Here is an 11,692-nt window from a genome sequence, read left to right on the forward strand (position 1 = left end):
CCTCCTCAGCGAGACGCGCCGGGTGGCGCGCCCCGCAGGTCAGAGGCGGGCGAAGGCCTCGACGACGTAGCTCGTGACGTCGACCTGGCGCGTGCCCGGCAGGGCGATCGACGCGGGGTCGACCGAACCGGCGGCGGTGCTGGTGGTGGCGGAGACGGAGACGGCGGGCGTGACGAACATGGTGGGCCTTTCGGTCGGCTGATGAGGCGGTTGACGGGGCCCGGCCGCCCGTCACAGGGAGACGGGCGGCGGAGCCCCTGACGTCCCTGCCCGAGATGCTCGGTGCTCCTGCTGGAGCCGGCGACGTCGTGCGACCAGTCAAGCCGTCCGGACGTTGCGTGAACATGAGCGCAGGGCTGAGTCGCCCTCCGTCGCAGGGATGAACCTCGACCGCCGTCATCCCGCCACGAAAAACGAGCCGCCACGTAAAAACGTGGCGGCTCGTGTACTTCGTGGTGGCGTGGGCCCCACAGCGGTCAAGCAGGAGGCGCGGCCACGACCTCGAGGACGCTCTCGTGCAGCAGTCCGTTCGTCGCGATCGCGGTGCCGTGCCAGGGGCCCGGCTGGCCGTCGGCGCTCGTGAAGCGACCGCCGGCCTCCTCGACGACGACGGCCACGGCGGCCATGTCGTAGGGCTGCAGGTCGAACTCGCCCGCGATGTCGAGCGCGCCCTCGGCGACGAGCATGTACGACCAGAAGTCGCCGTACGCGCGCGTCCGCCAGACCCGGCCCGTCAGCTCGAGCAGCTGCGGCAGGCGCCCGGCGTCGATCCAGTACTCGAGCCCGTTGAAGCTCAGCGACGCGTCGGCCAGGTCGCGCACGCCCGACACCCGCAGCGGCCCATCGTGCTCGGTCGAGAAGGCGCCACCACCTTGCGTCGCCCACCAGCGCCGGTCGAGCGCCGGAGCGCTGACCACGCCCACCACGGGCACCCCGTCGACGACGAGCGAGATCAACGCCGCCCAGACCGGCACCCCGCGCAGGAAGTTCGCCGTGCCGTCGATCGGGTCGACCACCCACTGGCGGTGCGAGGGAGCGTCGTGGCCGTACTCCTCGCCGTAGAAGGTGTCGTCGGGGCGGGCGGCGGCGACCCGCTCGCGGATCGCCCGCTCGACGGCCTGGTCGGCGTCGGTCACGTGCGACCGGTCGGGCTTGAGCGACACGTGCAGGTCGGCCGACCGGTACCGCTCAGTGCTGATCGCGTCGGCCAGGTCGGCCAGCTCGAGCGCGAGCGCCAGGTCGTCCGCCCACGGCGTCCCGGTCGATCGGTCGGACGAGGAGGCGCGGGTCGGCTCGGCAGCATCGGTCACCTCGTCAGCGTACCCAGCCCGCCCTGCTCGTCCGCGCGCTGCCCGCCTGACCGACCCGCGCCTCCTGGGCTGGCGTCGCCGAAGCGGGCGTGTTCGTCGACGGCGGGCCTGCGCGGCCGCCCGTCGAGCACGGACTCGCCCGCTTCACAGGTCGCGGCGGTGCGCTAGCCGAGCTCGTCGCTGCGCGCGTCGTCGGCGGCTGCCGCGAGGTCACGCGCGCTCACGCCGCCCTTGGACGCGAGCAGCGACTGCAGCGACTCGAGCCGTTCGCGACCGACGTCGCCGAGCTCGCCGGCCTCGATGCGGTCGACGATCTCCCAGTCGTGGGCCTCGGCCAGCGGGATGCCGTCGACCGGCTCGCCCTCGGCCGGGATCGCGTGCGCCGCGAACGACTTGAGGATGTTCTCGGGGTCGACGTGCCCGAGCCCGAACGAGCGGACGCCCGGGGTGTCGACGATCCAACCGCCGGTCGGCACCTTGAACGACACCGTCGACGACGACGTGTGCCGCCCTCGTCCGGTGACGGCGTTGACCACGCCGACCTCGCGCCGCGACCCGGTCAGGGCGTTGACGAGGGTGGACTTGCCGACGCCCGAGTGGCCGACCGTGACCGTCACGTGCCCGTCGAGGATGCCGCGCAGCTCGTCGAGCGCGGGGGAGACCTGCCCGCCCGGAGCGACCTCATCGAACGAGGTCGACGTCGTCGTCACGATGCGCAGGTCGAAGCACGAGAAGTGCGCCGCGAACGGCGCCGGGTCGGCGAGGTCGGTCTTGGTGATGCAGAGGATCGGCTCGACCCCGGCGTCGAACGCCGCCACCATGTAGCGGTCGACCAGGCGGGGCCGGGGCTCGGGGTCGGCGGCGGCCACGACGATGAGCATCTGGTCGGCGTTGGCGACGATGACGCGCTCGACGGCGTCGCTGTCGTCGGCACTGCGCCGCAGCAGGGTCGTGCGCTCCTGCACCTTGACGATCCGCGCGAGCGACCCCTCGGAGCCGCTCGTGTCGCCGACGACGCCGACGCGGTCGCCGGTCACGACGCTCTTCTTGCCGAGTTCGCGGGCCCGGGCCGTCGTGATCTCGCGTTCGTCGGGCGTGCCGGCGTCCATCAGCACGCCGTAGCGGCCACGGTCGACGGTCCAGACGACCCCCTCTTCGGCGTTGGCGTAGGCCGGTCGCTGCTTGGTGCGGGGCTTGTTGCCCTTGGGGTTCGGGCGCACCCGCACCGAGCTCTCGTCGTACTCGCCGTAGTCGCGCTCGTCGTCGGCGTCGTCGCCGTCGTTCCACCAGCTCATCGTGCCTCGCTCATCGTCGACCGTGCCTCGCTCGTTCCGTGCCGTGCCCCGCTCATCGTCGTCGGCCCGGCGCCTAGAGGAACCCGAGCAGGTCGATGTCGGCGGGGCTCTGTCGGACGGTGCGGCCGAGCATGTCGTCCCACAGCTCGACGAACTGCGGCAGCGTCTTGGCGACGACGCGGACGTCGTCGAGCTCGACGCCCTCGACCGCCAGGCCGATGATCGCCGCGGCGGTCGCCATGCGGTGGTCCTCGTAGGTGCGCCACTGGCCCGCGTGCAGCGGGGACGGCTCGATGCGCAGGCCGTCCTCGAGTTCGGTCACCGCGCCTCCGAGGGCGTTGATCTCGGCCGCCAGGGCCGCGAGGCGATCGGTCTCGTGACCGCGCAGGTGGCCGATGCCGGTGATCGTGCTGGGGCCCGACGCCAGGGCGGCGAGGGCGACGAGTGCGGGGGCGAGCTCGCCGCCGCGGGACAGGTCGACGTCGACTCCGGGCAACGAGCCGCCGCCGACGAGGCCCACGCCGCCATCGACGGTCAGGGTGTCGCCGTCGAGCGTGACGGTCGCGCCCCAGAGCGGCAGCAGGTCGATCAGGTCGGCCCCGACCTGGGTCGTGTCGGCGGGCCAGTGCGCGATGGAGACGGTGCCGCCCGCGACCAGGGCGGCCACGAGGAACGGTGCCGCGTTCGACAGGTCGGGTTCGATGACGACCTCGCGTCCCTCGATCGGAGTCGGCGGCACGATCCAGGTGCCGACGGCGGGCGAGGCGACCTCGACCCCGCGCTGAGCGAGGGCGTCGACGGTCATCTCGATGTGCGGCAGGCTCGGCAGGCGTTCGCCGGTGTGGGTCAGGGTGAGGCCGCGCTCGAAGCGGGCGGCCGAGAGCAGCAGGCCCGAGACGAACTGGCTCGAGGCCGACGCGTCGATCTCGACGTCGCCGCCCTCGACCTCGCCGGTGCCGTAGAGGCTGAACGGCAGGGCGCCGCGGCCGTCGTCGTTCACCTCGACGCCGAGGGCACGGAGCGCCTCGATCGTCGTGCGCATGGGTCGCTTGCGGGCGCTGGCGTCGCCGTCGAACGTCACCGGGCCGAGGGCGAGCGCCGCGACCGGGGGCAGGAACCTCATGACCGTGCCGGCCAGGCCGCAGTCGATCGTCGCCCCGCCCTGCAGGTCGCCCGGCGTGACGACCAGGTCGGGCCCGAAGGGGGAGTCGTTGGGTAACTCGGTGACCGTCGTGCCCAGCGCCTTCAGCGCCTCGATCATCAGCGCCGTGTCGCGCGAGTGCAGCGGCAGGCGCAGCGTCGAGGGCGACGACGCCAGCGCCGAGAGCACCAGTTCGCGGTTCGTCAGCGACTTCGACCCGGGCAGGGACGAGGAGGCGCGCAACGGCCCGGAGGCGGTGGGCGCCACCCAGCGCCCCTCGTCGACCTCGGGAACCTTTCCGTCGCCGTAGGGAGAGAACTCGGGCCCGGAATACCTGTACACCTGCATCGGTTCACCACAGTAATGCAGCAAGAACCTGGAGGACCTGTGCCTGTCGCACTCGCACCGAGGGAAATCACCGTCGCCGAACTAGAATCGGCCCTGATGAGCACCCCCGAGGGCCACGAGCCCACACCGACCGATGCCGCCGTCGAACCGACCGAGGCCGACGTCGACGCCGCCCTCGAGGCCGTCGACGCCGACGCCGTGAAGCGCGCCCTGTTCGAAGAGCAGGCGCTTCCGTTCATGGACCAGCTCTACGCCGCGGGCATGCGCATGACGCGCAACCCCGCCGACGCCAGCGACCTCGTCCAAGAGACCTTCGTCAAGGCGTACGCGGCGTTCGCGCAGTTCCAGCAGGGCACCAACCTGAAGGCCTGGCTCTACCGCATCCAGACCAACACGTTCATCAACACGTATCGCAAGAAGCAGCGCGACCCGTACCAGGGCACGATCGACGAGTTGGAAGACTGGCAGATGGGCGGCGCCGAGTCGGCGACCCGCGCCTCCGGCTCGACCCGCTCGGCCGAGGCCGAGGCGATCGACCACCTCCCCGACAGCGCCGTGAAGGACGCCCTGCAGAAGGTCCCCGAAGACTTCCGCATGGCCGTGTACTTCGCGGACGTCGAAGGCTTCTCGTACCAAGAGATCGCCGACATCATGAAGACCCCCGTGGGCACCGTGATGAGCCGCCTGCACCGCGGCCGTCGCCTGCTCCGTGAACTCCTCGCCGACTACGCGCGCGATCGTGGCATCGCCGTCCCCGTCGGCCCGTCGAAGGGCGCAAAGAAATGACCGATTGCGGTTGCACCAAGGCCAAGGCCGAACTCGAGGACTACCTGCACAACGAGTTGTGCCGCGAGGACGCGGCCGACATCCGCGAGCACATGGCGAACTGCGGCGACTGCTCGGGCGAGCACAAGGTCGGCGTCGTGCTGACCGAGGCCGTCCAGCGCGCCTGCCGCGAGACGGCACCCGAAGACCTGCGGGCGACCGTCCTGGCACGGTTGCGCGAGCTGCAGTCGGCGCACCGCTAGTCGTCGCGCTCCGTGCCGAGCCGGTCGTCACATGACGAACGGCTGCGCTAGCGTCGAGGCATGACCGCAACGGTGCAGCCCCTCGGCATCCCGACCACCAGCGACCTCGACGACCTCGTGTCGTTGATCGGCCTGCTCGGCTACGCGCTCGACGCGGACGTCCTCTCGCGGCGGCTGGCACGGCTGACTGCCGACGCGGGGCACGAGACCTGGGTCGTGCGGGGCGACGACGGGCGCATCACGGCCGTGGCAGGCGGTCACGTCGTGTGGGCCTACAACGACGATGCGCCGACGGCTGAGCTGCTGCTGCTCGTGGTGTCGGCCGAGGCGCGCCGCGACGGCGTGGGGTCGTACCTGCTCGGCCACTTCGAGTCGTGGGCCCGGGGGCACCAGGCGCGCGTGCTGAACGCGGTCTCGGCTGCCGCGACCGACTCGGCCAACCGCTTCTACCGCAAGCGTGGTTACCACGAGGCCGGCGTCCGCTACTCGAAGCTCGTCTGACCGCCGCGGCTTCCCGCCGCCGAGACGGCGGCGTCATCGTCGGCTGAACCTGCCGCCGGCGGTCGGCAACTCAGGACTCACGGTGCGCTGAACCCGCGAAGACGCCAAGAGGGGCACGTACTCCTCAGTCGCCGAGGACGGACCCCCGTGGCCGCTGATGTCGCAGGTCGCGCGTCGCCTGTCGCCTGTCGCGCGTTCTGGATGGTGTGTCGGGTGTCGCGGTCGGCAATTCCTGGCCGGTGTCGCGCAGCGGTCTGAGCGGTCTGAGCGGTGTTGAGCGCACAGGAGTCCTGAGTTGCCGACGGCGGGCCGGGGCCGGAGCGGCGGGGTCCGGGTTCTGCTCGACCACGGGCGTGGGAGCCGACAGCGTGAGGTGTGGGCGGGCCGGTGTCGGCAACTCAGGAGAACGGTCGCGAATCAGGCGGCTGGCGCGCGGCGAGGCGACAGGAGTCCTGAGTTGCCGACGTGCGACGGGCGACGTGCGACGTCGGCGACGTGCGACGTGCGACGTGTGACGTCGGCGACGGAGACGAGGGACGAGGGACGAGGCGGAACGATCGGACACGCGAGACGACCGTGGCCGCGCCCCCGGCAGGAGGCACGGCCACGGTCGAGCGGGCAGGCGACCGTCTAGAGGTCGAGCGCCTCGGCGATCAGGGTCGCCTGCTGCGCGGCGCTCGCCTTGTTCGACCCGGCGGCCGGCGAAGCCGACGCGGGACGCGACGCGACGCGGATCTGTCGGTCGAGGTGCTTCTGCAGCTCGAGCACGACGAACGGCCACGCGCCCTGGTTCTCGGGCTCTTCTTGCGCCCAGACCAGCTCGGCGGATGGGTAGCGGTCGAGCACGCGGCGGATCTCGTCGAGCGGCAGCGGGTAGAGCTGCTCGAGGCGGACCAGCGCGACGTCGTTCTGGACGCCCCGCTTGTCGAGCTCGGACGAGAGGTCGTAGTGGATCTTGCCGCTGTGCAGGACGACGCGCTTCGTCGACTCGGGTTCGGACACCCGCGTGCAGTCGAGCACCGGCTCGAAGCGACCCGAGGTGAAGGCGTCGACCCCGCTGGTCGCCCCGCGCAGCCGCAGCATGGCCTTCGGCGTGAAGACCACGAGCGGACGACGCGGGCGGGCGTAGGCCTGACGGCGCAGCAGGTGGAAGTACGACGCGGGCGTCGACGGCCGGGCGATCGTCATGTTGTCCTCGGCACAGAGCTGCAGGAAGCGTTCGATGCGGGCGGACGAGTGGTCGGGGCCCTGACCCTCGTAGCCGTGCGGCAACAGGAGCACGACGCTCGAACGTTGTCCCCATTTCTGCTCGGCCGACGAGATGAACTCGTCGATGACGGTCTGGGCGCCGTTGCTGAAGTCGCCGAACTGGGCTTCCCACAACACGAGTGCGTCGGCCCGTTCGACCGAGTAGCCGTACTCGAAGGCCATGGCCGCGTACTCGCTGAGCAGCGAGTCGTAGATCCAGAGCTTCGCCTGGTTGTCGGCGATGTTCTGCAGCGGCAGCCACTCCTGGCCGTTCTCACGGTCGTGCAGCACCGAGTGCCGTTGCACGAAGGTGCCGCGACGGCTGTCCTGACCGGCGAGGCGCACGGGCGTGCCCTCGGTCAGCAACGAGCCGAAGGCGAGCAACTCGGCGAAGGCCCAGTCGATGCCGCCGTTGCGGCTCATGTCGACGCGCTTCTTCAGCAGTTGCTGCAGCTTCGGGTGCACCGAGAACCCGGCCGGCGGGTTGTCGTGCGCGTCCCCGATGTCGTGCACGAGCTCGAGCGAGACCCCCGTGGTCTCGGGCTCGCCCCGGGCGTCGTCCTGCTGGGCGACGGGACGCTCCAGGTCGGCGACGTCGCCGTCGTCGCTCGTGACGACCGGGATCGACCCGGTCTGGGCGGCGTGCGTCTCGGCGAAGGCGCGCTCGAGGCGCTCCTGGAAGTCGCGGTGGGCGCCGTCGTACTCGTCTTGCGTGATGTCGCCTCGACCGACGAGGGCCTCGGTGTAGAGGGTGCGCACCGAGCGCTTCTGCTCGATGAGGTTGTACATCAGCGGCTGGGTCATCGAGGGGTCGTCGCCCTCGTTGTGGCCGCGTCGGCGGTAGCAGACGAGGTCGATGACGATGTCGCGCTTGAACTGCTGACGGTACGAGAACGCGAGCTCGGCGACGCGGGCCACGGCCTCGGGGTCGTCGCCGTTCACGTGGAAGATCGGCGCCTGGATCGTCTTGGCGACGTCGGTGGAGTACACCGAGGTGCGCGACTCGGACGGCGGCGTCGTGAAGCCCACCTGGTTGTTGATGACGATGTGGATGGTGCCGCCGACGCGGTAACCGCGCAGCTGCGACATCTGCAGCGTCTCGACCACGACGCCCTGACCGGCCATGGCCGCGTCGCCGTGGATCAGGATGGGCAGCGTGCTGAAGGCGCCGGTCGTCCCGCGGTCTTGCTTGGCGCGCACGATGCCCTCGAGCACGCCGTCACCGGCCTCGAGGTGCGACGGGTTCGCGGCCAGGTACACCGGGATGGTCTCGCCGACGGCGCTCGTGAACTCGCCCTCGGTGCCGAGGTGGTACTTGACGTCGCCCGAGCCCTGGACCGTCTTGGGGTCTTGCGTGCCCTCGAACTCGCGGAAGATCTGACCGTAGGTCTTGCCGGCGATGTTCGTCAGCACGTTCAGGCGCCCGCGGTGGGCCATGCCGATCGCGACCTCGTCGAGGCCTTCGCGGGCGGCGTGCTGCATGACCGTGTCGAGCAGCGAGATCGTGGACTCGCCGCCCTCGAGGCTGAAGCGCTTCTGGCCGACGTACTTCGTCTGCAGGAAGGTCTCGAAGGCCTCGGCCTCGTTGAGCTTCGCGAGGATGCGCATCTGCTCGTCGTGCGAGGGCTTCGTGTAGGGCACCTCGAGGTGGTCCTGGATCCACTTGCGCTGTGCCGGGTCCTGGATGTGCATGTACTCGACGCCGATGGTGCGGCAGTACGAGTCGCGCAGGATGCCGAGGATGTCGCGCAGCAGGGCATGGGTGCGGCCGCCCAGGCCGCCGGTGACGAATTCGCGGTCGAGGTCCCAGAAGGTGAGCCCGTGGCTCTCGATCGCGAGGTCGGGGTGCGTCCGCTGGCGGTACTCGAGCGGGTCGATGTCGGCCATCAGGTGGCCGCGCACGCGGTAGCTGTTGATCAGCTCTTGCACGCGGGCCGTCTTGCTGACGCGCTCGGCCAGGTTGACGTTGATGTCGGCGTTCCAGTGGATCGGCTCGTACGGGATGCGCAGCGCCGCGAAGATGTCCTCGTAGAAGCCGCGCTGCCCGATCAGCAGCTCGTGCACCTTCTTGAGGAACTCTCCCGAGCCCGCCCCCTGGATGACCCGGTGGTCGTAGGTGCTGGTCAGCGTGATGGTCTTGCCGATGCCCAACTCGACCAGGGTCTTCGAGGCCGAGCCCTGGAACTCGGCCGGGTAGTCGAGCGCACCGGCGCCGATGATGGCCCCCGCGCCCTTCATCAGACGGGGCACGCTGTGCACGGTGCCGATGCCACCGGGGTTGGTCAGCGAGATCGTGTTGCCCTGGAAGTCGGCGGCCGCGAGTTTGTTGTCGCGGGCCCGCTTGACGATGTCCTCGTAGGCGGTCAGGAACTCGCCGAAGTGCATCTCTTCGGCCTTCTTGATGCCGGGCACGAGCAGGGCACGGGTACCGTCGGGCTTCGGGATGTCGATCGCGAGGCCGAGGTTGACGTGCGCCGGCGTGACGACCGACGGCTTGCCGTCGACCTCGTCGTAGTAGACGTTCTGGCTGGGGAACTCTTTCAGGGCCTGCACCAGGGCCCAACCGATGAGGTGGGTGAACGACACCTTGCCGCCGCGGGCACGCTTGAGGTGGTTGTTGATGACGATGCGGTTGTCGATCATCAGCTTCGCCGGGATCGTGCGGACGCTCGTCGCGGTGGGCACGGTGAGGCTGGCGTCCATGTTCGTGGCGAGCGACTTGGCCATGCCGCGCAGGGGCGAGACGACGTTCTCGGCCTCGGGCGTGGGCTGCTCGCCGGGGGTCGTGGGCTTCGCCTTGGCCTTGTCGGGCACCTGGGCCGGGATCGGCTTCGCCGCCGGCTCGACCGAGGTGGTGCGCGCGGCGGCCTTCTGACCGGCGGCGGCAGCAGCGGCGGGTGCCGGGGCCCCGGCCGCCGGAGCGGCACCGGAGGACGCAGGAGGCGCGGGCGCGGTCTCGACGGACGGTGCGGCGGGCGACGTGGGCGCGGACCCGCTCTCGGGCGGCGTGTAGGCCTCGAGGATCGGCCACCACGACTCGTCGACCGAGTTCTTGTCGACCACCCACTGCTCGTAGAGCTCGTCGACGAGCCACTCGTTGGCCCCGAACTCGGCTGCAGCGCCGTCGTCAGTTGTACCGGTCACGTGGCTTGACACAGCCGATCGCCCACTCTCCGTTGATTGTTGATCAGTGCGTGGGCTGCGACGCCCACCTCTGCCAGCTTAAGCGCAAACGGCCGGTCCTCGGCGGGACGACTCACAGGGATTACCGTGGACCCATGCGGTTCTACGAGACGACCCCCACGCACGATCTGACCTACTCCGACGTGTTCCTCGTCCCGAGCCGGTCGTCGATCACCAGCAGGCTCGACGTGTCCCTCGCCCCGGGCGACGGCACGGGGGCCACGATCCCGATCGTGTCGGCCAACATGAACTCGGTCACGGGCCCTCGCCTGGCGGCGACCCTGGCCCGTCGCGGCGGGCTCGGCGTGCTGCCGCAGGACATGCACCTGCAAGACCTCGACGCCGCCATCCGCTGGGTCAAGGCCCAGCCCGTCGACTACGACACGCCCTACTCGCTCGACGCGGGGCAGACCGTCGAGCAGGCGCTGTCGGTCGTCCCGGCCGTCGAGGGCCACGGCATCGTCCTGCACGACGGCACGGGGGCCTACCTCGGCTGCATCGCCACCTCCCGTCTGGCCACGGCCCCGCGGGACGCGGTGCTCGGCGACCTGCTGCACGGCGCCCTGACCTCCCTCGACGCGGACGACGTCGACAGCCCGCGCGACGCGTTCGACCGCATGGTGGCGGCCGACATCCACTTCGCCCCCGTGCTGCGGCACGGTCGGGTCGTCGGCACGGTGAGCCGCAAGAGCGCGCTGCGGTCGACGATCTACCAGCCCGCCGTCGACGCCGACGGCCGGCTCCGCGTCGCCGCGGCGGTCGGCATCAACGGCGACGTCGCGGGCAAGGCGAAGGCCCTCGCCGCGGCAGGCGTCGACGTCCTCGTGATCGACACGGCGCACGGCGACCAGGACGGCATGATCCGGGCCGTCCAGGCGGTGTCCGCCCTCGACCTGGGCCTGCCGATCGTCGCGGGCAACGTCGTCACCGAAGAGGCCGTGAGGCACCTCGTCGCCGCGGGCGCGTCCATCGTCAAGGTGGGCGTCGGGCCGGGTGCCATGTGCACCACGCGCATGATGACCGCCGTCGGTCGTCCCCAGTTCTCGGCCGTGCTCGAGACGGCGGCGACCGCCCGTGCCCTCGGGGCGCACGTCTGGGCCGACGGCGGCGTGCGCTACCCGCGCGACGTGGCGCTCGCCCTCGCGGCGGGCGCGTCATCGGTGATGATCGGCTCGTGGTTCGCCGGCACCATCGAGGCTCCGGGCGAGCTCGCGAGCGACGAGCGAGGCCTCTACAAAGAGAGCTGGGGCATGGCGTCGACCAAGGCCGTGCGCGGTCGCTTCGAGCGCCTCGACCCGTACGAGCTGGCCCGCAAGACGCTCTTCGCCGAGGGCATCTCGTCGTCGAAGATCTACCTCGACCCGCTGCGTCCCGGCGTCGAGGACCTCCTCGACATGATCACGTCGGGCGTCCGCAGCTCGTTCACCTACGCCGGGGCGACGTCGGTCCCCGAGTTCGCCGAGCGTGCGCTCGTCGGCGTCCAGTCGGCGGCCGGGTACGAAGAGGGCAAGGCGCTCCCCGTCAGCTGGTGAGACGGGGCCGAGATCGCGCGACGGGAACCGTCCCGGTGCCGTAAGATCGCCCGTCTATGGATGACCCTCCGTCTCAGACGACCGCACCCTCCCACCATCTCGCGCC

9 protein-coding genes are annotated in these 11,692 nt (G+C 70.9%); 4 read left to right on the forward strand and 5 right to left on the reverse strand.

From position 1 onward, the window contains the following. Positions 1-39 precede the first annotated feature (39 nt). The 4 genes from SZ60_RS17070 to aroA form a co-directional block, all read right to left on the reverse strand. Positions 40-180: a hypothetical protein gene (locus SZ60_RS17070; RefSeq protein WP_156155470.1), complete on the reverse strand. Its 141-nt coding sequence runs from the start codon at positions 178-180 to the stop codon at positions 40-42. A gap of 296 nt (positions 181-476) precedes the next feature. Beyond that, on the reverse strand, positions 477-1,238 hold the full coding sequence (locus SZ60_RS03480; RefSeq protein WP_043593775.1) for an inositol monophosphatase family protein: 762 nt from the start codon (positions 1,236-1,238) through the stop codon (positions 477-479). 236 nt (positions 1,239-1,474) lie between these two features. Beyond that, entirely contained in the window at positions 1,475-2,605 is a 1,131-nt protein-coding gene (rsgA, locus tag SZ60_RS03485) for a ribosome small subunit-dependent GTPase A (RefSeq protein ID WP_043593706.1), read from the reverse strand. A 73-nt stretch (positions 2,606-2,678) separates the two neighbouring features. After that, on the reverse strand, positions 2,679-4,094 hold the full coding sequence (gene aroA / locus SZ60_RS03490; protein WP_043593707.1) for a 3-phosphoshikimate 1-carboxyvinyltransferase: 1,416 nt from the start codon (positions 4,092-4,094) through the stop codon (positions 2,679-2,681). 96 nt (positions 4,095-4,190) lie between these two features. Here aroA and SZ60_RS03495 point away from each other — a divergent pair, with 96 nt between their 5' ends. Genes SZ60_RS03495 through SZ60_RS03505 form a run of 3 tightly spaced genes read left to right on the forward strand, consistent with a single transcriptional unit; the run spans position 4,191 to position 5,623 of the window. Beyond that, entirely contained in the window at positions 4,191-4,880 is a 690-nt protein-coding gene (locus SZ60_RS03495; protein ID WP_043593709.1) for a sigma-70 family RNA polymerase sigma factor, read from the forward strand. Then, entirely contained in the window at positions 4,877-5,122 is a 246-nt protein-coding gene (locus tag SZ60_RS03500; RefSeq protein WP_043593711.1) for a zf-HC2 domain-containing protein, read from the forward strand. The genes SZ60_RS03495 and SZ60_RS03500 overlap by 4 nt, the downstream gene beginning before the upstream one ends. Positions 5,123-5,182: 60 nt before the next feature. Then, positions 5,183-5,623: a GNAT family N-acetyltransferase gene (locus SZ60_RS03505; RefSeq protein WP_043593712.1), complete on the forward strand. Its 441-nt coding sequence runs from the start codon at positions 5,183-5,185 to the stop codon at positions 5,621-5,623. A 630-nt stretch (positions 5,624-6,253) separates the two neighbouring features. Here the strand turns inward: SZ60_RS03505 and SZ60_RS03510 are convergent. Next, entirely contained in the window at positions 6,254-10,027 is a 3,774-nt protein-coding gene (locus tag SZ60_RS03510) for a multifunctional oxoglutarate decarboxylase/oxoglutarate dehydrogenase thiamine pyrophosphate-binding subunit/dihydrolipoyllysine-residue succinyltransferase subunit (protein ID WP_082059834.1), read from the reverse strand. Between the two features lie 122 nt (positions 10,028-10,149). Here SZ60_RS03510 and SZ60_RS03515 point away from each other — a divergent pair, with 122 nt between their 5' ends. Beyond that, positions 10,150-11,586 carry a GuaB1 family IMP dehydrogenase-related protein gene (locus SZ60_RS03515; protein WP_043593715.1) on the forward strand — a complete coding sequence of 479 codons (1,437 nt, stop codon included), beginning with the start codon at positions 10,150-10,152 and terminating at the stop codon, positions 11,584-11,586. Positions 11,587-11,692 lie beyond the last annotated feature (106 nt).

This window comes from Frigoribacterium sp. MEB024, assembly GCF_000878135.1.
Lineage (GTDB): Bacteria > Actinomycetota > Actinomycetes > Actinomycetales > Microbacteriaceae > Frigoribacterium.

Coding starts and splice junctions, on each gene's coding strand:
- SZ60_RS17070 (WP_156155470.1), bottom strand. CDS start 180: ATGTTCGTCACGCCCGCCGTCTCCGTCTCCGCCACCACCAGCACCGCC.
- rsgA (WP_043593706.1), bottom strand. CDS start 2,605: ATGAGCTGGTGGAACGACGGCGACGACGCCGACGACGAGCGCGACTAC.
- aroA (WP_043593707.1), bottom strand. CDS start 4,094: ATGCAGGTGTACAGGTATTCCGGGCCCGAGTTCTCTCCCTACGGCGAC.
- SZ60_RS03495 (WP_043593709.1), top strand. CDS start 4,191: ATGAGCACCCCCGAGGGCCACGAGCCCACACCGACCGATGCCGCCGTC.
- SZ60_RS03500 (WP_043593711.1), top strand. CDS start 4,877: ATGACCGATTGCGGTTGCACCAAGGCCAAGGCCGAACTCGAGGACTAC.
- SZ60_RS03505 (WP_043593712.1), top strand. CDS start 5,183: ATGACCGCAACGGTGCAGCCCCTCGGCATCCCGACCACCAGCGACCTC.
- SZ60_RS03515 (WP_043593715.1), top strand. CDS start 10,150: ATGCGGTTCTACGAGACGACCCCCACGCACGATCTGACCTACTCCGAC.